Raw genomic sequence first — 20605 nt, forward strand, 5'->3', positions numbered from 1 at the left:
GAGCGGTGCGCGCAACAATGCATACGGTTGTGCATACTGGCCTTAGCCTACCTGAGGCGGTAAGCCAGCCATGTCTTTCATGGACCTGTAGTTATTAGGGCTTGGGAAGCGAAAAGGAATCGGCGCTTGAGTGTCGAAAACGGGATCTCTTGACTCCCATCAGGACGTCCTGCGGACCAGTAAATCGATAGATAGGACGATCATGACCGATAATGTCATCATCTGGGCATGAGAAGGGAGCACACGGAAAAGGACAGACCGAGACACAGCGCTGTGCCGATATGGGTCCGCACACTAACAGCGCCACCGGCTTAAAGGTTTTTTCGTAAAGTAAGGATATTCCGGCCTAGCAAAATCGCCGGACAGACATCCTTCCCATCCAAAAAATGTTTTGCCCAAGAACCGAATACAGGAACCTGCCCCCGCATAACGGAAGCAGGACGAGCATATTTTTGCCGTGACTTTGAGGCCTATCCAGGAAAATCCACCATGCGACCCGGCCGGCATATATCCCTTCTCAGCGCCATCCTGCCACTCTGGCCATCGTTCTATCGTTCCGCAGTTTCAGCGACATCCCTCTGCTGGCGGAGACTGAGAGGACGCATGTCGGTCCATACTTCTTTAATGTAGGCTAGACAAGCTTCTTTATTTCCGGTCTTGCCGACGGCCTGCCAACCCTCCGGAATCTCCTTGAAATCCGGCCAGATCGAATATTGCTCTTCGCCGTTAACCACGACGGTATAAGTCGTCCGGTCTTCTTCTTTGTCCCAACTCACTTCACTCTCCCATTTTTCGTAATCAAATCTTGCTGTGCCTTTATATCGGCACGAAATCCCTGGCCTCCCGATAAAAGACGGCCCGGATCTGTTAGTGATAAAAGCCATATCGGCGTTGCCAGGAACGCTCTCATACTCGCCATCACAACTCACCTGAATTGGGATGAACGCGATCTATTTCTATCGTTATCCAGCAGATCCCCGCTATGGATACATCGTAGAAAACAAAATACTTACAGCTTATGATATGGGCTTTTTTTTACAACTCCATGAAAACCGTTGATACGCTAGCGACAACCAGTAGAAATACGTTAGTTAGAAAAAACCATTTCGGCATTGACAGGAACACCGACACTCTCGTTATCACGGCTCGCCTTCCGGCTGAACGCGATCGATTTCGGTAGTTAACCCGCGCTTTGCATAGCTGACTATTCAACCAGACAAAAAAAAGGGGTAATGCCTATGATAATGGCTTTTCCGGATTAAGTGCTTAACCCAAAGTTAACTGGCGCAAAAAATTACATCCCGCTCTGTTTTCAACGAAAACCTGCGCAAGTTCACTGGGCACTCATGATTTGAAAGCAGCGCAGTATTCATTTTGCGCTACGGAGGAGAAGGCCGGATGAAACACAGCGGAGCGTAATCCGCGCCCGCGGCGTAACATCCGGACGGTTGACTACGGACGTTTCTGCTCGCCCCGTTTGAGCAGTTCAAACAGGTCGCTATTGGTCGACAGCACGATGGTGGCGTCTTGATTCAGAATCTTGCGGTAGGTTTCCATGCTCTTGGTAAACTTGAAGAATTCCGCCGCTTCGGGTTTTTGCGTGTAGGCCTGGGCATAGATTTCGGTCGCTTTGGCGTCGGCCTCGCCGTGAATCGCCTGTATCTTCTTATAAGCGGCCGATTCGATTTCGTTGATGTCGCGCTCTTTCTTGCCGTTGATGCGCGCGGCCTCGCCCTCGCCTTCGGAGCGGAAGCGCTGGGCGATTTGCAGGCGTTCGCTGATCATCCGCTGATAAATCCGCTCCAGCACTTGCTGGTTGTAGTTGATCCGCTTGAAGCGCACGTCGAGCAGTTCGATGCCGAATTCGGCCAGCTTGGGCTGGGCGGCATGAAAGATATCCTGTTCGATCCGCGCGCGCCCGACTTGGATCGGCCGCAACGTTCCGAGCGTGCCTTCGCCGGCCGCGACGGCCAGGGTTTCATCCCGCATCGGCTTCCGCTCCTTGTCGGTGCGCACGACTTCGATCAGTTCATGGCGGGCGATCGCGGTGCGCGTCTCGCTGCCGAGAATGTCCTCGAGCCGGGATTGCGCGCTGCGCTCGTCGCGAAGGCGCAGGTAATAACGCATCGGATCGGTAATCCGCCAGCGGGCGAAGGTATCGACCTGGATATAAGTCTTGTCCTTCGTGGACATCTCGACCAGCGGACCGTCCCAGGCCAGATAGCGCTTGTCGAAACGGTTCACGTCCTGGACGAACGGCAATTTGAAATGCAGGCCGGGATCGGTGATCGGATCGCCGACCGGCCTGCCGAATTGCGTGATGATCACCTGCTCGGCCTGATTGACCGTATAGGCCGAAAGGAACAGCAGTAACAGCGCAATCGCCGCGCCAAGATAACTCAGATTTTTGGATCGGATCATTTTCCTGCCTCCAGTGCCGTGGCCGGGAACGGCAGCATCGGCAAGATCTGCTGCACGGTGTCGTCAACGATGATCTGCTGCCGGGCCTGGGGCAGCACCTGGCCCAGGGTTTCGAGATAGATGCGGGTGCGGGTCACCGCCGGCGCCTTGATGTATTGATCGAGCACCGAGGTGAAGGCACTGGCGTCGCCTTCGGCCTCGTTGATGCGTTTGAAGCGGTAGCCTTCGGCGGCCTGAATTCGTTGGTCGGCCTCGCCGCGCGCCCGCGGCACCGCCTTGTTGTATTCGCCGTTCGCGATGTTGATCATGTTTTCGCGGTCCTGCTGCGCCCTATTCACTTCGTTGAACGAAGGCTGCACCGGCAGCGGCGGATTCACGTTTTTCAGTTGCACCTGATTGATCGTGACGCCGAGCTGATAACGCTTGGCCAGATTGCTGAGACGCATCAGCACATTGTCTTCGATTTCCTGCCGCCCGATCGTGATGATCTCATCGACGGTGCGGTCGCCGACGACTTCCCGCATCATCGCTTCGGAAAGATCGCGCAAGGTCAGGCCGGGATCGCGCACGTCGAACAAATATTTCTCCGGCTCGGTGATCCGGTATTGCACGATCCATTCGACCAGCGCCGAATTCAGATCGCCGGTCACCATCGATTTTTCGAGCTCCGGCTCGAATCCGACCTGATCGGGATTCGAATAGCCGGGCGTGAAAAATCCGAATTCCAGCTTTTGCTGGCGCTGCGTCGGCACTTCGACAATTTTATCGACGCCGAACGGAATCTTGAAATGCAGCCCCGACGGCACCTTGTTGATATATTTGCCGAAGCGCAACACGATGCCTTCGGACTCGGCCGGAATCGTGAAAAATGACGACCATAGCCCGATCAGTACAAAAAAGACCAACGCCAGATACGGCAGAGGCACCGGCAGCTTGGGCTCCGGCAGACGCTCCCACACGGTGTTCGAGTACTCCATAGCAGCTCCTCACGGTTGAAACCAGATATCGGTTAAGCATTCAGTAAAGTTCAATTTGTTATACTTGTCAACGACTTACATTTAACAAGACGCATTAGACCGCATACATTCTCAAAAAATAACCGCCGGCAAATCTAAAAATCAAACACCCAAAGCCAGCATTTATTTTCCGAATCCCTGCTGAATAATGGCATAAGCCCTGCCAAATTGATATAGGTGAATAAATCATGACCCTAGGCTATACGACTCAAGAAAACGATCCCGCGACCGATTTGATCAAGCGATTGCAGCTCAATGAGCAGAGTTCGGAGCCTTATTATTTGCAACTCAAACGGCAGTTGCATGCGCTGATCGAGGGAGGCGTTCTGAAGTCCGGCGTGAACCTGCCTTCGGAACGGACGCTGGCGGAAGCGATGCGGGTCAGCCGGACCACGGTCAAGCGGTGTTATGACGAATTGCGCTCCAATCGCCTGTTGAGCACGCATGGGCGCGGCGGCACGGTCGTGCAGGCGCCGCCGCGCGCGCATCCGGCGCCGGGACGCCTGAAGGGTTTTACCGAGGAAATGCGCGAACAGGGCAAAACCTCCTCGACTCGCGTGCTGCACTGCGAGGTGGTCAGCGAACGCACGATAGCCTGCCTGTTCAAGAGACCGTCGATGACGCCGTTGCTGCGCTTGGTGCGTGTGCGCATGGCCGACGGCGTCCCGATGACCCGCGAAGTCGCCTGGTACGACTTAACCGCCGTGCCGGCACTGGAAGCCTGGGACACCCGCGGCTCTGTCTATGCCTTTTTACAGGATCAATGCGGCATTGTGCTGGTGCGCGCCGACCAGTCGATCGAAGCGGTGTTGAGCACGCCCGAGGAGACTGAAGTGTTCGGCTTCGAACAGCCGAGCCCCTGCCTGTTGCTGAAACGGCACACCTATTCGGCCGCGGACCAATTGATCGAGTATGTCGAAGGCACCTTTCGCGGCGATTCCTACGTATACAAAGTCAATCTCGGCCCCTTGCCGCCGACTCCCGTTTTGATCAAGTAAAACCAGGCGCCGAGGCGCTGATTTTTTATGATGTCGCCTCGTGATCGGTCAACAAACCGACGACGATGATCACAGCGCCGAGCAAGAAATAAAAACCGCGCGCGGCGCCTTCGAAGCCGAGCAAAAAAGGCGCCAGCAATAAAGCGGGACCCACCATTCTTTCGACCCGGCCGTGCAGGCGAAAGGGCACGAGTTTGACGGCGCCCAAAGGAAAATCGGTGACCAACGTCATCGCCAGATGGATTGCCGCCAAGGCATAGGCCAGCATGCCGGCGACGCCGCTCAGCCCCAGCAACGAGGGCGCGAGCAGGAAGATGACGACGGTAGCATAATCGAGATAACCGTGGATCCGCGGATTGATGATCGGTTTCATGACGTGTCTCCTCTTATATTGCACAATCTCATGCCGACGGCTGGTTTGACAATGGTTCAGCTCAAAGGTTGTTGTTAAAAGTCCCCAAAATGAGCGCGCATAAAAAAAGCGCCACACGGGCGCTTTTTTTATGCCGGCAAACTGTCGTTACAACTTTTTGCCGATCATTTCTCCAAGCCGAACCGATTTGCCGGCCGCCAGGTCCTCGGCCCATGCCGCCCGGTCTTTGCCGAATAACACGATGATCGTCGACCCCATGTTGAAGCGGCCCATTTCCTCGCCGATTTGCAGCGTCGGGGCATTGTCGTCGTAGCGCCAGCTTTGCACCGAACTGACCGTCGGCGGCGTCACGACGCCATGCCAGACCGTTTCGACGCTGGAGACGAAAATCGCGCCGACCAGCACCAAGGCCATCGGCCCCGCTTCGGTATCGAAAATCGCCGCGACGCGCTCGTTGCGCGCAAACAGCCCCGGCACGACGTTCGCGGTGGCGGCGTTCACGCTGAACAGGCGGCCCGGGATGTGCACCATCTCGCGCAGCGTGCCGGTCAAGGGCATGTGCAGGCGATGGTAATCCTTCGGCGACAGATAGATCGTCGAAAACACGCCGTCCTGAAACGGCGCGGCGCGCTCCGCGCTGCCGCCGAGCAGATCGACCGCGGTAAAACTTTTGCCCTTGGCCTGAAAGATCGTGCCGGCGGTGATTTGGCCGGCCTGGCTGACCGCGCCGTCCGCAGGACAGGCGATCGCATTCGGAACGCTGGTCAACGGCCGGATGCCGGGTTTCAGCTCGCGCGTGAAAAAATGATTGAAGCTGGGATAGGCTTCGATATTCGGCTCCAGCGCCTCGTCCATATTGACGCCGTAATGGCGGACGATCTGCCGGATGAAGAAATTTTTCCAGGCGACGTTTTTCGAATGCGTGAGCCGGCTCATCAGCCGCGACAAGGTATGCTGCGGCAACAGGTATTGCGGCAGCGTGGTCAGCGTGTCTTTGATCATCGTGATGCTCAGGGCAGATGCACCGGCTGCGGCGCTTGCCACTCAGGATTGCGATGTTCGGCGACGACCGTCGTATAGATGCCGCCGCGCACATTGAACTCGGCGCGCACGCGCAGGAAATTCGGCTGAATCGCGGCGACGATGTCGTTCAGGATTTGATTGGTCACCGCCTCATGAAAGGCGCCCTGATCGCGGAACGTCCAGATATACAGTTTCAGCGCCTTCAGTTCGACGCAGGCCGCTGCCGGCACATATTCGAGGCGGATCGTCGCGAAATCGGGCTGGCCGGTTTTCGGACACAAACAGGTGAATTCGGGGATGTCGATACGGATCGTATAGTCCCGGCCGGGCTCGGGGTTGACGAAGGTTTCGAGGTCTTTACTGGGTTTTGTGCTCATTTAAAAAATGGGAGTTGAATCAATAACCGCTTATTTTACCAGCATCCGGGACAAAATGGCTGACTGGATCACTCGCGCGCGCAAATGTCCCTACGCCCGGTCTTTGGGCTTCGGCTTTTCCTGCGCGAAAAACGCCTGCACCTCCGCAATATCGCGGGTGCGTTTCATGGCCGGCACGCTGTCCAGAAATATCTGGCCGTAGGAGCGTTTCAGCAGGCGCGGGTCGCAAACCATCAACACGCCGCGGTCGGTCACGTCGCGAATCAGCCGGCCGATGCCCTGCCTGAGCGCGATCACCGCGGCCGGCAATTGATATTCGAAAAACGGATTGCGGCCCGACTTCCGCATCGCCTCCATCCGCGCCTTCAACACCGGATCGCCCGGGGACGCAAACGGCAGCTTGTCGATGATCACGCACGACAGCGCCTCGCCGCGCACATCGACGCCTTCCCAGAAGCTCGCGGTGCCGAGCAGCACCGCATGGTCGGTCTTCGTGAACTGATCCAGCAGCGCGCCTTTCGGCCGGCTGCCCTGAATCAACAGCGGATAGGGGATTTTATCCGCCAACAGTTCGGCGGCCTCTTTCAAGGCGCGGTGGCTGGTAAACAGAAAAAACGCCCGCCCCCGGCTCGCCTGCAAAACCGGTACCACGAAATCGATGATCATCGCGGTAAAATCCGGATTATCGGGCTTCGGCAAGCCTTTCGGATGATAGAACAACGACTGGCTCGCATAATCGAACGGGCTGTCCCAGCGCGCGTTGTCGGCATTGGCGACGCCGAGACTGTTCGCGAAATGATCGAAGCGCTGCGCGACGCTCAGGGTCGCCGAGGTAAAAATCCACACCGCCTTGCTGAGCTGCATGAAACTGTGGAATTCGGCGGCGATGTCGAGCGGCGTCCGGCTCAAGGTAACCGTTTTTCGATGCGTCTCAAACCAGCGTATCCATTTGCCGCCGGACTCTTCGGAAATGACGTTCAACTGCTGCACCAGTTCCTCGGCGCGCTTGAAGCACGACTCCAGCCCCTTGCTTTTGACCGACGCCAGCTCAAGCTCTGCGGCCAGACGCTGCAATTGCGCGCGGACATCGGCCAAGGCGCCGGCAATCTTCGGATTGCTGTCGATGTCCCGCCATTCGCCGCGCTTCAGTTCGATGCCGAAGGCCAGACGCAGGTCCTTGGCGCCATGCTCGAGCTCTTCGCAGGCGGCGCGCAGGGCCGGCATGTCGGTCGCGTCCTTGAAATACTCGATCAAGGCGTCCGCGGCCAGATCGTGCAGTTGCTTGCTGCTGATGCTGATGCCCAAAAAATTGGAGGCGGTATCGGCCAGCTGATGCGCCTCGTCGACGATGATCACTTCGGCCTTCGGCAACAGTTCGCCGAAGCCGCCGTCGCGAATCGACCAGTCCGCGCACAGCAAATGATGATTGACGACCAGAATCTCGGCCTCCTGCGCCTCTTTTCGGGCCTTGAACAGAAAACAGTCGGAAAATTTTGGGCAATCCTGCCCGAGACAGTTATCGACGCTCGAAGTGGCCTGATACCAGACCGGATTGGCCTCGGCTACGTCGGACATTTCGGCAATATCGCCGGTCTTCGTGCGCTTCGACCAGGACTTGATCTTGGTCAACGCATCCGCGTCTTCCTTGCTGAAACCGAAGGCGGAATTCAGCGAATTTTCGAGGCGGTAGCTGCACAGATAATTGCTGCGGCCTTTCAGCAGCGCGGCCTGAAACGGCGTCTTGATCGTCTTGCGGATCACCGGCAGGTCCTTGTTGAACAGCTGATCCTGCAGGTTTTTGGTGCCGGTCGAAATGATCACCTTTTGCCCCGAAAAGATCGCCGGCGCCAGATAGGCAAAGGTCTTGCCGGTGCCGGTACCGGCCTCCGCGATCAGATGGCGATGGCTTTGAATCGCGGCCGCGATCGCCCTGGCCATTTCGATTTGCGGCTCGCGCGGCCGGAAGCCCTGGATCGTCTTCGCAAGGCCTCCTTCGCTGCTGAAAAATAATTCTAATTCGGTCACTCGGTTTTTGGGTTGTGCCCTGGCTCTGACACTGTGATAAATAATGCATATAATAAGGCCGGCAAAGCCCCATCGTGATGTTTTTTCGTTTTTCACCCGTCCCAAAACCTGAATCATGCATTTTTTCAAACGTGTTCGGATTCGTTATATTCTGCACCGGCATCCGATTGCGCAGGCCCTGTGGCGGGAAGCCATCGACAACACGGCTGTTTTTCAGGGATTGAGCTCGGTCGAAAAAGCGCACTTGCGCGAACTTGCGACGCTGTTTTTACAGCAGAAAGATCTGGTCGGCGTCCAGGGATTCGAACCGACCGAGGCCATGCGCGTCGTCATCGCCGCGCTCGCCTGCCTGCCGGTACTCGGGCTCGGTCTTGGCTGTCTGGAAGGATGGAGCGAAGTGATCGTCTACCCGGCCGCCTTTCGCGTCCGCCGGGACGAAACCGATGCCGCAGGCGTCGTGCATCATCAGGAACATGCGTTGTGCGGTGAATCCTGGTCCCGTGGCCCCCTGATCTTAGCCTGGGACGATATCGAACAGGATCTGCGGAAGGCTCCATCCGAACGCAACGTGGTCATCCATGAGATTGCCCATAAGCTCGACATGCTGAACGGTCCGGCCGACGGCTATCCGCCGCTGCATCACGATATGTCCGTTTCCGCCTGGTCAACGGCGCTGAGCATGGCTTATCAACATCTGATCCGACGCATCGAGCATCATCACGGGAGTCGCATCGATCCCTATGCGGCGGAGAGCCCCGCCGAATTTTTCGCGGTGATCAGCGAATATTTTTTCTGCGCCCCAGACATCCTGCATCATGAATTTGCGGCCGTTTACGCGCAATTGTGCCGCTATTACCGGCAAGATCCGTTATTGCGGGCAGGCCGCTCTGTCACTTGATGTCCGCCAGATTGCCCTTGGTCTCCAGCCAGACTTTCCGGTCCGGCGCGCGTTTCTTGGCCAAGAGCAGATCGAACTGAGCGCCGGTGTCGTCATCGTCGGTCACCGTCATCTGTACCAGCCTGCGGGTATCCGGGTTCATCGTCGTTTCGCGGAGCTGGCCCGGATTCATTTCGCCGAGGCCTTTGAAGCGCTGCACGTTGATCTGTCCCTTTATCTTCTCGGCCTTGATCCGGTCCAGTACGCCCTGACGCTCGGCTTCGTCGAGCGCATAAAACACCCGCTTGCCGACGTCGATACGGTATAAGGGCGGCATCGCCACGAACACATGGCCGGCCCTGACCAGGGCATTGAAATGCTGGAAAAACAGCGCGCTGATCAGGGTCGCGATATGGTTGCCGTCGGAGTCCGCATCGGCCAGGATGCAGACCTTGCCGTAGCGCAAATTGGCGAGATCATTCGAGCCCGGCTCGATGCCGAGCGCGACCGCGATGTCGTGCACTTCCTGCGACGCCATCACCTGATTCGAATCGACTTCCCAGGTATTCAAAATCTTGCCGCGCAAGGGCATGATCGCCTGAAAATCGCGGTCCCGCGCCTGCTTGGCCGAGCCGCCGGCCGAATCGCCTTCGACCAGAAACAGCTCGGTGCGACCGATGTCCTGCGCCGAACAATCGGCCAGCTTGCCGGGCAAGGCGGGGCCCGAAGTGATTTTCTTGCGCACGATTTTCTTGTTCGCGCGCAGGCGCTTCTGTGCGCTGGTAATGATGATTTCGGCGATCTTCTCGCCCTCGGCCGGATGCTGGTTCAGCCAGAGGCTGAAACTGTCTTTCGCGACGCCGGAGACGAAGGCGACGCATTCGCGCGAGCTGAGCCTTTCCTTCGTCTGTCCGGAAAACTGCGGGTCTTCGAGCTTGACCGAGAGCACGAAATGACAGTTTTCCCAGACATCCTCGGGCGCGACCTTCACGCCGCGCGGCAGGATGTTCCGAATGTCGCAAAATTCGCGCATCGCCTCGGTCAAACCGGCCCGAAGGCCGTTCACGTGCGTGCCGCCCTGCGCGGTCGGCACCAGATTCACGTAACTTTCGGCGAGCATTTCGCCGGGGTTTTCGAGCGCCCAGATGATGCCCCATTCGACCGCCTCGTGATTGGCCGCCATGCTGCCCATGAACGGCTGCTCCGGCAGGAAGTCGATATCGCCGATGCGGTCGAGCAGATATTCGCGCAAACCGTCCTGATAGCACCAGACGATCTCTTCTTCCGGCTGTTCGACCTTCAGGCTGATCGTCAAGCCCGGACACAGCACCGCCTTCGCGCGCAGGTTCTGCTTCAGCCGGGTCACCGAAATCTTGCTCGAGTCGAAATATTTTTCATTCGGACGGAAGGTGACCGTCGTGCCGGTGTTGTTGCGGCCGACCGTGCCGACTTCGGCCAGATCGCTCTGCTTCTCGCCGTCGGCGAATGTCATCCGGTAAACCTTGCCGCCGCGTTTGACCTCGACCTCGAGCTCTGCGGACAGGGCATTCACGACCGAGACGCCGACGCCGTGCAGACCGCCCGAAAACTGATAGTTCTTGTTCGAAAACTTGCCGCCCGCATGCAATTGCGTCAGGATCACCTCGACGCCCGGGATGCCCTGCTCCGGATGGATGTCGACCGGCATGCCGCGACCGTTGTCGCCGACCCTGACAGAACCGTCCTTGTACAGCACCACCTCGATCGTGTCCGCGTGGCCGGCCAAGGCTTCATCGACGCTGTTATCGACGACTTCCTGCACCAGATGGTTAGGCCGCGTGGTATCGGTGTACATGCCGGGGCGCTTGCGCACCGGCTCCAGGCCGCTCAGGACTTCGATCGCGGCGGCGTTATATTCGTTACTCATGATGACTCAAATTCAAGATCCAGGATTATTCGCGTTATTGTAGGGTTCAGCTTAAGAAACAATCAAGCGCCGCCGACAGGACAAACATTTTACAATCGGCTACGATCAGGCACGCGCTGACCGGCCGGCGCTAATCCCGGAATTGCCTTCTGGTCATTTGCCGCCGTTTCTTCGAACAAGCGGTGGCGCGCGTAGCCCTGCGAAATGATCAATATCACGACTCGGCGATTCTTGAAGCGGCCTTCTTCTATCCTGTTGTCCGCGATCGGATGAAACTCGCCGTAGCCTATCGCCGACAGGCGCGGAGGATCGATGCCGTCATTGATGAACTCCCTGACCACGGTCGTGGCTCTGGACGCAGACAATTCCCAATTGGAAGGAAACTTGACCGTATCGATCGGCAAATTATCGGTATGGCCTTCGACATTGATCTGATTGGGCAAAGGCTTCAACACTTCCGCAACCTTCTTGAGTACCGGCAGCGAGGTTAAGGCGAGTTCCGCCGAACCGCTCAAAAACAGCAGTTCGCTGTTCATTTGCAACTCGATCCAGTATCTGCCTTTTTTGACGGTCACCAGATTTTCGGCAATCAAACCTTCCAAGATTTGAGTCAATTGCTCTGAGGTATGCTGCAACTGCCGGCTGTCCGCGGCCAAACTAACAGCCGTATTGACGGAATTTTCGGCATTGCCGGGCTCCCCCAGCGTACCCTCCAACTGGCTGACCTGACGTTTTTTTTCGATAAAGGCTTTTTCCAGCGACTTCGAAAACGCCTTGTATTTGTTTTCGTTGACCGCCGAAATCGCATACATGACCACAAAAAATGCGAACAGCAAGGTCACGAAGTCCGCATAGGAAATCAACCAGCGGTCATGATTGACGGCTTCGCTCGGTATTCTTCTGCGCCGCCTTCTCATAAGCTGACGCTCTCCCTTTCATGCAGATAACCGCTCAATTTCAATTTGATGTTGCGCGGATTTTCGCCCTGCGAAATCGCGATCAATCCTTCCGCGATCATCTCCCGGGCCTGTGAAGACGCATACACATAGGTTTTGACTTTATTCGCCATCGGCAAGAAAAACAGATTCGCGGAACCGACGCCATAGACCGTCGCGACAAAGGCGGTCGCGATACCGGAGCCGAGCAGCTGCGGATCGGACAGGTTTTCCATGACGTGGATCAGCCCCATCACCGCCGCAAGCATGCCGACCGTCGGCGCATAGCCCCCCATCGCCTCGAGCATTTTCGCACCCTGCAAATCCACATCTTCCCGGTTGTTAATCTCCAGTTCCAGGATATCGCGAATATCTTCCGGCTCGTTGCCGTCAACCAATAATTGCAGCCCTTTTTTAATAAACTGATCGGGCTCGCTGTCGATCTTGTCTTCCAAACCGAGCAAGCCTTGCTTGCGCGCCAACTGGCTCCATTCGACGATCTTGTCGATCTCGACCGTCAAATCCTTTTTCTTCGGGAAAAACACCCATAACCCGAGTCTTAAACTGCGAACAAAAATTTGCGGCGGAAACTGCAGCAACGTCGCGCCGATCGTGCCCCCGAACACGATAATAAAGGCCGGGCCATTGACCAGGGAGTTGAGATTGGCGCCCTCCAGAAAGTTTCCGAACAGCAGCGCGCCGATGCCGATCAGTACGCCAATGACACTTAAGATATCCATCAAGTTTGTTTTATCCGCTCAGTTTCGCAATTTAGATCGTCGTTAACGTGCGCCAAGGGCGCAGCGCAGCTAAAGTATAGTCAAATTCGCTCGAGGCAAAGTGGACTGAAGCGTCTAAAAACGCTATAACGCCTTGCCGATGCAAGCCATAACCAACCCCCAACAAAGGAGCTTTGACGAATGCAATACTGGCTGATGAAATCTGAACCCGATACCTTCAGTATCGACGATCTCTGCCGAAGACCTAGCGGCACCGAGCACTGGGACGGCGTGCGCAATTACCAGGCGCGCAACATGATGCGGGACCAAATGCGGCTCGGCGATCAGGTTCTCTTTTATCATTCGAACTGCGCGGAGCCCGGCATCGTCGGCATCATGGAAGTGGCAAGGGAGGGCTACCCCGACTTTCTGGCATTCGACCCCAAAGATCCGCACTTCGATCCCCAGAGCACGCCGGCCAATCCGCGCTGGTTCATGGTCGACGTGAAATATGTCAGACACTTGCCGCGCACGATTACGCTGCGGGAATTGAAAGAGAAGTCAGAACTCGCCGACCTTGCCCTGGTCAGGCGCGGCAACCGGCTGTCGATCATGCCGGTTTCGAAGGCGCAATGGGATTTCATTCTCTCGCTGGCATAAGCCCCCTGCCGCGCTTCCCGCCAAGCGATCATTTTTTTAAAAATCGGCTGAATAAAGCCGATTTATGCGGTATCATCGCGCGGATTAATCCACCCACACAAGAACAACAGGAAATTTATGACTCAAGACGAATTAAAACAAAAAGTCGCTGCCGCCGCCCTCGATTACGTCAAGGACATCCCGCTGATCGGCGTCGGCACCGGTTCGACGGTCAATTATTTCATCGACATGCTGGCCGATTATAAAAACACGATCGAAGGCGCAGTTTCCAGCTCGGTCGGCACCACCGAACGCCTGAAAAAAGTCGGCATTCCGGTGCTCGACCTGAACGAAGTCGGCACACTGGACATTTATATCGACGGCGCCGACGAAATCAATCCGCGCAAACAATTGATCAAAGGCGGCGGCGGCGCGCTGACCCGCGAAAAAATCATCGCGGCGGCCAGCAAAAAATTTGTCTGTATCGCCGACGGCTCCAAATGCGTCGATGTGCTGGGCAAATTCCCGCTGCCGATCGAAGTGATCCCGATGGCCAGAAGCTACGTCGCGCGTGAAATGGTCAAGCTGGGCGGACAGCCGGTCTGGCGCGAAAACTTCGTGACCGACAACCACAATCATATCCTGGACGTGCATAACCTCGACATCGTGGATCCGATTGCACTCGAAAAGACCATCAACGACATCACCGGCGTAGTCTGCGTCGGCCTGTTCGCGATGCGCCCTGCCGACATCATCCTGGTCAGCCAAGGTGAAGAAATCAGCAGCTGGTAATTTTCATCGGCTGCCGGGCCTATGCCGATTGGCATAGGCCCCCACAAAAAAGCCGTACCTGAAAGTACGGCTTTTTTGTGGGTCCGCTGTCTTTGAAAGTCCGCATGTCAACTCTCGGACTCGACACACAGCGGCGTTGCGCCGGCCGCGCAATCGATGGCGCCTTGCGGAACCCGCTCCGTCTTGACAAAGCGCAGTTTCACTCCCCCAGAACGCGAGGTTCCTCCGATCTTTGAACCCGAGTCCCACGAGTAAATCATGCCGGAACTGGCGCCGACGCTGACACCGCTCAGCCAGCCATTTCGATCATATTTCGGAATCAATTCGAGCGACCCTTCGTAGCCGATGAAGGCATAATTGGCCGGGAAACCATGAAATACTTTACCTTGTTGCACAAAGTAAATTGATCCCCAATCCGAACCCAGGCTTTGTCTGCTGTCATTGAGCTCCCAAAGCTCGGTGCTATATTCCTCCCGCTCCCATTGCCCATTGCCATTCAAACAATAGGTAACCAAATGATAAACATAGGAACCTTCGCCGCCCCACGTCAATTGGGCATAACAATTATCCGTCCCGCTATCGATTTTAAGATTTTTTAATTGCGCCCAGGGGCTTGGACCTGACGTGTCGATGGCCTTAGGAATCGTCGTGGTAATGCGACCGCTCAACCAGACGCCATCCAAATGGCCGTCGTTCGTTGCATAAACCGGCGCGCTGGCGCCGAACGAGGCCATCAGGATGGCCGAAATCACTAATCTGATCATCATGTTCATCTCCCTATTCAGGCGATATTGCTGCTAGATGAAGCCCGTTAGGGCTATCAACAAGGTTGAACTAGAGTCTAGTTTCAATACCTAATGGGATATGGAACTGGTTCACAGATTAAAGAATAGATTTGCGTTGGCGCCAGGTTAATCGCGCTTCACCCTACATCATACACACTCTCCAACCGTCAATTTTGACACTCGCTCGCTTAGGCTCAAGTATTCTGGATCACGATATTCGGAAATCTCGCGCTGAAATCCTTCGCCTTCAGCGCCAGCCTAGCCGCCATCTTGCGCGCGATCTCCCGATAGATCCCGGCCGCACGTCCTTCAGGGTCCGCGACGACGGTCGGTCGGCCCGAATCGGCAAACTGGCGGATATGGATGTCCAGCGGCAGCGCCCCCAGAAAATCGACATGATTGGTCTCGGCCATCAACGCACCGCCGCCTTCGCCGAAGATCGCCTCGGCATGGCCGCACTGGCTGCAGATATGCACGCTCATGTTTTCGACGATGCCCAGAACCGGCACGTTCACCTTCTCGAACATGCCGAGGCCGCGCTGCGCATCGATCAGCGCGATGTCCTGCGGCGTGGTCACGATGATCGCGCCGCTGACCGGAATCTGCTGCGCCAGGGTCAGTTGAATGTCGCCGGTGCCGGGCGGCAGATCGACGATCAGGTAATCCAGATGGTCCCAGGCGGTATCCCTGAGCAACTGCTGCAAGGCATTCGTCGCCATCGGCCCGCGCCAGATCATCGCTTGGCCGGCATCCACCAGATAGCCGATCGACATCGTCTGGATGCCGAAGGAGATCTTCGGCTGCATCGTTTTGTTGTCATGGCTGACCGGGTAACCCGACAGACCGAGCATGGTCGGAATGCTCGGGCCGTAGATGTCCGCATCGAGAATACCGACATTCGCGCCTTCGGCGGCCAGCGCCAACGCCAGATTCACCGCGGTCGTCGATTTGCCGACGCCGCCCTTGCCGGAGGCGACCGCGATGATGTTCTTGACCTGACTGTGCGGTTTCAGGGTTTGCTGCACCTGATGCGCGATGATCTTGACTGTGACTTCGACATTGACCCTGCCGATGCCGGGCAGCGTCTTCAGCTGCTGCTCGACCGCCGCCTGCAGTTCCGCCACGTATGACTTGGCAGGATAACCCAGCTCCAGCTTGACCGCGACATCGGCACCCTCGACCGTAATTGACTTGACCGACTTGGCGGCGACCAAATCGAGGCCGTGATTCGGGTCGATGAAGGTTTTCAAGCAGTATTCGACATCAATTTTTTCGATGCTAACCATTGTTTGTTCCAGGTAATGAATGGAGAGGTCGAGACAATTCGCAGGCAATAACCTATTAAATTACTCGGAATATGAGCCATTTTACAACACTTCGGCGAAGCGTTTCCATATTCGGAAGATGCGCCTGATTTATGCGATAATACCAGACTTGTTTGTCTTCGTATTCACCTGTTACTGATCATGTCGGATAGAAAAATATTAGTCACCAGCGCCCTGCCCTACGCCAACGGCCCGATCCATCTCGGGCATCTGGTCGAATACATTCAAACCGATATCTGGGTGCGTTTTCAGAAGCAGCGCGGCCAGCAATGCTATTACGTCTGCGCCGACGACACCCACGGCACCCCGATCATGCTGCGCGCGGACAAGGAAGGCATTTCGCCGGAAGACCTGATCGCCAAGGTCGGCAAGGAGCATCTGGCCGATTTCAGCGAATTCGGCGTCGCCTTCGACCATTACCACAGCACCCATTCCGAAGAAAACCGGAGCCTTTCCGCTTTGGTCTACCAGCGCCTGCGAGACGGCGGCCATATCAGCTCGCGCACGATCACCCAGGCCTATGATCCGGTCAAAAACATGTTCCTGCCGGACCGCTTCATCAAGGGCGACTGCCCAAAATGCGGCGCCAAGGACCAATACGGCGACAACTGCGAAGCCTGCGGCGCGACCTATTCCCCGACCGAACTGAAGAACGCGGTGTCGGCGATCTCCGGCGCCAAGCCGATCGAAAAGGATTCTGTGCATTACTTCTTCAATCTGACCGATTTCGAGGGCATGCTGAGCGACTGGATCAATGACGGCGACCACCTGCAGCCGGAAGTCCGCAACAAGATGGCCGAATGGCTCGAGGGCGGCTTGCAGCAATGGGACATTTCGCGCGACGCCCCGTATTTCGGCTTCGAAATTCCGGACGCGCCCGGCAAATATTTCTATGTCTGGCTCGATGCGCCGATCGGCTACATGGCCAGCTTCAAGTACCTGTGCGACAACCAAGGCCTGAACTTCGACGAATTCTGGGCCAAGGACAGCGGCGCCGAACTCTACCATTTCATCGGCAAGGACATCATCTATTTCCACGCGCTATTCTGGCCGGCGATGCTGCACGGCGCCGAATTCAGAACGCCGAGCGCGATCTTCGCGCACGGATTTCTGACCGTCAACGGCGAGAAGATGTCCAAATCGCGCGGCACCTTCATCACCGCGCGCACCTATCTGGACCATTTGAATCCCGAATACCTGCGCTATTATTTCGCGGCCAAGCTCGGCGCCGGCGTCGACGACATCGACCTGAATTTCGACGATTTCACCCAGCGCGTGAATGCCGACCTGGTCGGCAAGGTCGTGAACATCGCCAGCCGCTGCGCGGGCTTCATCGCCAAGCGCTTCGACGGCAAGCTGGCCGCCGGCTGTTCGGAGCCCGGCTTGTGGCAGGATTTCATCGACGCGAACGAAACGATCGCGAGCCATTACGAAACGCGCGAATTCGGCAAGGCGATGCGCGAAATCATGGCGCTGGCGGACAAGGCCAATCAGTATATCGACGAGAAAAAACCCTGGCTGATCGCGAAGGAGGAAGGCAAGGATGCCGAATTGCATGCGGTCTGCTCGATGGGCGTCAACCTGTTCCGCCTGCTCGCCGCCTATTTGCGCCCGGTGCTGCCGAAGCTTGCGGCCGATGCCGAAGAATTTTTGAACATCGGCCCGCAATCCTGGCCGACTCTGGCAGGTCCCTTGCTCGACCATCGGATCAATGCGTTCAAACCGTTGATGACCCGCGTCGAGGCCGACAAAATCACCGCGATCGTCGAAGCCTCGAAAGACAATCTCGAAAAAACGCCAAGCCAGCCGAAAGCGAAGACCTGCGAGCCGATCGCAGCGACCATCGATTACGACGACTTCGCGAAAGTCGACCTGCGCATCGCCAAAATCGTCAAAGCCCAGCCTATCGAGGGCTCGGACAAACTGCTGCAATTGACCGTCGACATCGGCGACGAAACGCGCAACATCTTCGCCGGAATCAAATCGGCCTATGCGCCGGAAGACCTGGAAGGGAAATTGACCGTCGTGGTCGCGAATCTGGCGCCCCGGAAAATGCGCTTCGGCGTGTCGGAAGGGATGGTCCTGGCAGCAGGCCCCGGCGGCAAGGACTTGTGGGTGCTGAGCCCGGATGCGGGCGCGCAGCCGGGCATGCGGGTCAAATAAAAAAAGCCTCTCACACCGGCTGGCCGAGGGGGCTAAGCCGATTGTCGGTATGAGAGGGTTTAACTCGGCGCAGCCCTCAGGGCCGCAGGTAACTGTCGAACGCCTTTAAAGGCCCCATTTCTGGCGTACGCCCATTCCGGCCGACCGCCGGCACCTCGAGAAAACGATCCCCGGCCAACCCTGACCCCAGCGGATTCTCCCCGCCTTCATGCCCGTGCGGAACCTGAAGTGCGGGATGGTCGAACGGGGCACGTTCCCAGCGCACACGTTCGTCGGTCAGAGTCTTCAGAAAGGCCACCAGATCGGACTTGTCCTGCTCTGACATGCCCTGGAAAAACACCAGTGTCGTCGAATGGCGCGGATTAGTCAGATTTCCCCCGCGATTATAAAATTCGACGACCTCTTCCAGCGACTTCGTTCCTCCGTTGTGCATGTACGGCCCGGTCAGTTCCACATTACGCAGCGTCGGAATTTTAAACGCGGCACTGACTCCGTCGGAAAGCCGGCCTTGACCGGATTTTGCCAGTTCCGCGGCAGCGACTTCAGGGGTAGGGATTTTGGCTTGTTTTTTTCCGGCGCCCTTGCAAACGCTTTTACCCAGTTTATCATTAGCCAACTGGCCGGACAGATAATCCTCCGTAAACGGATCAACCATGTCGCAAGCGGCCACAATCACCGGATCGAGCATTTTTTTGGCATTGCCGGTGAGAACGTTGATGTATTGTTTGGCGAACGAGAGCGGATTGCCGAACGGGTCAGTCCCGCCCAGCCCGATGTCATGAGCCGTCGGCGCAACGCTGGTAATGGCGAAACCGATATCGAACAAACTGCTGTCGGTATCGAACCCGTCGGCTTGCTCGCCCAGCACGTCGCGGTTCACCAGCTTGAGGTAACGGGGTTTCTTGGCGGTATTCATGAAAATTTGCGGGCTTGCCGCCGAAGAGAAAGTCGGTCCGGAATGGCAATTGTTGCAATGCGCATCGTTGAACACTCGAAAGCCGCGCTGCTGCGCCTCGGTAAAACCATCCGGGAAGCCGGTCTCGTCATTAATGGACTGATCGAACAACGCATCGTTGGAAATCAAAGTATTCTCGTATTGCTGGATGGCCAAGCCAAAGAACATCGCAAAATTGGCTTCCATTTGCGAATAGAATTGCCCCGAATTCTTGACCAACTCGATGGTAGCGGCGCTCTTCCAATATTTCTTGTTAAACGCCTTTTTGATCAATTCGGCGTAGGTCAACGTCAAACCGGTGCCGGACGGGTCGCGCAAACCGGCAAGCGCGCTGTCTTCGGGATGCACTTCCTGCGACTCCAAGGCCCTGCGCTGCAGTAATTTTCGGCCGATGTCGGCAAATGTCCGCCCCTTGCAAGACATTTCCACCATATCTGCCGGAGGACCGACGGCTTGGGATGCCAGCGAGGCGTTTTCCAGCCCCAACGGCATGGCTTTAACCGATTTCTCGCCTTTCGCCAGCCAGATTTTGGCGCCGGTATCCCGCAATCCGAACGGCGATTGGCCGTTGAATACGTTGTTGGCGCGGCCGTCCCAAAAATTGCGGAAGTTAAAGGCGGCGTTGATCACCGTCGGCGCGTTGCGCTTGGTGGCCTGGCGAGTATTCAGCCCCCCCGCATGGAAGACCGCGCTCAACTCGGAATTGCATTGATCGCTATTAATGCCCGTCGCATTGACCGCCACAAATTGCTGCATGGGCTCTCCGGCAGAACCGACCACGTCGTCGGTCGATGCCGTCAACGTGGTGATGTCGTCCACATCGGCAAAGCGGAAAAACGGAAAGTCGCCGGCTTTCAATTCATAGTTCGGCCCGGCGGCATTGCCCGACGGCAATTCGAAAGTTTTCGCGGTGCTGTCGGCATTGGCGGTATGCGCCTGGCCGGGGTTCAACTGGTTGATACGGCGAATATCCGCTCCGGCATGAAAATGGCAGGAAGCGCATGCGGTTCCGTTGCTGCCGACGCTTCCGTCCCAAAACAGGGCCTTGCCGAGCTGCACGGCGGCCTGTTGATCGACGACGATTGCCGACTTTCCGATCAACTTGGGCGTCGCCGGGACTTTAAAGCCTTTCAGCACCTGATCGGATAGTGCGCCGTGGGCAAATGCGGCATCGGCTACGGCACATAGCAGAATCAACGCATAAGCACGCGGGGCAATACCGGATAAAACTTTTTGGATGAAACAGAACATGATTATTCCAAAATAAAAAAGGAGG

The 20605-nt window shown here is 56.7% G+C and carries 18 protein-coding genes; 5 read left to right on the forward strand and 13 right to left on the reverse strand.

Translation table 11 applies throughout. The features are described from left to right. Positions 1-548 precede the first annotated feature (548 nt). The 3 genes from ACEPPP_RS07020 to hflK all read right to left on the reverse strand — a co-directional run bounded on the left by ACEPPP_RS07020 (position 549) and on the right by hflK (position 3398). The gene (locus ACEPPP_RS07020) at positions 549-776 is read right to left on the reverse strand and encodes an MbtH family protein (protein WP_374090328.1); all 228 of its coding nucleotides are present in this window, start codon (positions 774-776) and stop codon (positions 549-551) included. Positions 777-1452: 676 nt separating this feature from the next. Then, a complete protein-coding gene (gene hflC, locus ACEPPP_RS07025; protein ID WP_374090329.1) occupies positions 1453-2421 on the reverse strand; it encodes a protease modulator HflC in 969 nt (322 codons plus the stop codon). Next, positions 2418-3398 carry an FtsH protease activity modulator HflK gene (gene hflK / locus ACEPPP_RS07030; RefSeq protein WP_374090330.1) on the reverse strand — a complete coding sequence of 327 codons (981 nt, stop codon included), beginning with the start codon at positions 3396-3398 and terminating at the stop codon, positions 2418-2420. The genes hflC and hflK overlap by 4 nt, the downstream gene beginning before the upstream one ends. A gap of 227 nt (positions 3399-3625) precedes the next feature. Here hflK and ACEPPP_RS07035 point away from each other — a divergent pair, with 227 nt between their 5' ends. Continuing rightward, positions 3626-4435 carry a GntR family transcriptional regulator gene (locus ACEPPP_RS07035; RefSeq protein WP_374090331.1) on the forward strand — a complete coding sequence of 270 codons (810 nt, stop codon included), beginning with the start codon at positions 3626-3628 and terminating at the stop codon, positions 4433-4435. Positions 4436-4460: 25 nt separating this feature from the next. On the opposite strand, the gene ACEPPP_RS07040 is transcribed toward ACEPPP_RS07035, so the two are convergent. The 4 genes from ACEPPP_RS07040 to ACEPPP_RS07055 all read right to left on the reverse strand — a co-directional run bounded on the left by ACEPPP_RS07040 (position 4461) and on the right by ACEPPP_RS07055 (position 8233). After that, on the reverse strand, positions 4461-4808 hold the full coding sequence (locus tag ACEPPP_RS07040) for a hypothetical protein (RefSeq protein ID WP_374090332.1): 348 nt from the start codon (positions 4806-4808) through the stop codon (positions 4461-4463). A gap of 147 nt (positions 4809-4955) precedes the next feature. After that, entirely contained in the window at positions 4956-5810 is an 855-nt protein-coding gene (asd, locus tag ACEPPP_RS07045; RefSeq protein ID WP_374090333.1) for an archaetidylserine decarboxylase, read from the reverse strand. A gap of 8 nt (positions 5811-5818) precedes the next feature. Beyond that, the gene (gene queF / locus ACEPPP_RS07050; protein ID WP_024298531.1) at positions 5819-6208 is read right to left on the reverse strand and encodes a preQ(1) synthase; all 390 of its coding nucleotides are present in this window, start codon (positions 6206-6208) and stop codon (positions 5819-5821) included. 90 nt (positions 6209-6298) lie between these two features. After that, positions 6299-8233 (reverse strand): ATP-dependent DNA helicase, encoded by a 1935-nt coding sequence (locus ACEPPP_RS07055; protein ID WP_374090334.1) that lies wholly within the window; start codon positions 8231-8233, stop codon positions 6299-6301. Between the two features lie 115 nt (positions 8234-8348). Here ACEPPP_RS07055 and ACEPPP_RS07060 point away from each other — a divergent pair, with 115 nt between their 5' ends. Then, a complete protein-coding gene (locus ACEPPP_RS07060; RefSeq protein WP_374090335.1) occupies positions 8349-9131 on the forward strand; it encodes a zinc-dependent peptidase in 783 nt (260 codons plus the stop codon). Here the strand turns inward: ACEPPP_RS07060 and parE are convergent. The 3 genes from parE to ACEPPP_RS07075 form a co-directional block, all read right to left on the reverse strand. Continuing rightward, positions 9124-11016: a DNA topoisomerase IV subunit B gene (gene parE / locus ACEPPP_RS07065; protein WP_374090336.1), complete on the reverse strand. Its 1893-nt coding sequence runs from the start codon at positions 11014-11016 to the stop codon at positions 9124-9126. The two genes, ACEPPP_RS07060 and parE, sit on opposite strands and share 8 nt — an antisense overlap. A gap of 89 nt (positions 11017-11105) precedes the next feature. Continuing rightward, positions 11106-11933 (reverse strand): flagellar motor protein MotD, encoded by an 828-nt coding sequence (motD, locus tag ACEPPP_RS07070; protein WP_374090337.1) that lies wholly within the window; start codon positions 11931-11933, stop codon positions 11106-11108. Beyond that, a complete protein-coding gene (locus tag ACEPPP_RS07075; protein ID WP_374090338.1) occupies positions 11930-12691 on the reverse strand; it encodes a flagellar motor protein in 762 nt (253 codons plus the stop codon). Before ACEPPP_RS07075 ends, motD begins: the two co-directional genes overlap by 4 nt. A 180-nt stretch (positions 12692-12871) precedes the next feature. Here ACEPPP_RS07075 and ACEPPP_RS07080 point away from each other — a divergent pair, with 180 nt between their 5' ends. Further along, complete coding sequence (locus tag ACEPPP_RS07080; protein WP_374090339.1) at positions 12872-13330, forward strand: EVE domain-containing protein; 459 nt, start codon at positions 12872-12874, stop codon at positions 13328-13330. 117 nt (positions 13331-13447) lie between these two features. Next, a complete protein-coding gene (gene rpiA, locus ACEPPP_RS07085; protein WP_374090340.1) occupies positions 13448-14101 on the forward strand; it encodes a ribose-5-phosphate isomerase RpiA in 654 nt (217 codons plus the stop codon). A 107-nt stretch (positions 14102-14208) separates the two neighbouring features. Here the strand turns inward: rpiA and ACEPPP_RS07090 are convergent, their stop codons facing one another. Continuing rightward, positions 14209-14874: a hypothetical protein gene (locus ACEPPP_RS07090; RefSeq protein ID WP_374090341.1), complete on the reverse strand. Its 666-nt coding sequence runs from the start codon at positions 14872-14874 to the stop codon at positions 14209-14211. Positions 14875-15080: 206 nt separating this feature from the next. Next, positions 15081-16172, reverse strand: coding sequence for an iron-sulfur cluster carrier protein ApbC (apbC, locus tag ACEPPP_RS07095; RefSeq protein WP_374090342.1), 1092 nt, complete (start codon positions 16170-16172; stop codon positions 15081-15083). 180 nt (positions 16173-16352) lie between these two features. Here apbC and metG point away from each other — a divergent pair, with 180 nt between their 5' ends. Then, positions 16353-18374 carry a methionine--tRNA ligase gene (gene metG / locus ACEPPP_RS07100; RefSeq protein WP_374090343.1) on the forward strand — a complete coding sequence of 674 codons (2022 nt, stop codon included), beginning with the start codon at positions 16353-16355 and terminating at the stop codon, positions 18372-18374. Between the two features lie 76 nt (positions 18375-18450). Here metG and ACEPPP_RS07105 read toward each other — a convergent pair whose 3' ends face one another. Beyond that, complete coding sequence (locus tag ACEPPP_RS07105) at positions 18451-20580, reverse strand: cytochrome-c peroxidase (RefSeq protein WP_374090344.1); 2130 nt, start codon at positions 20578-20580, stop codon at positions 18451-18453. Positions 20581-20605: the final 25 nt, after the last annotated feature.

Source organism: Methylomicrobium lacus (assembly GCF_041897535.1).
Taxonomy (GTDB): Bacteria; Pseudomonadota; Gammaproteobacteria; order Methylococcales; family Methylomonadaceae; genus Methylomicrobium; species Methylomicrobium lacus_A.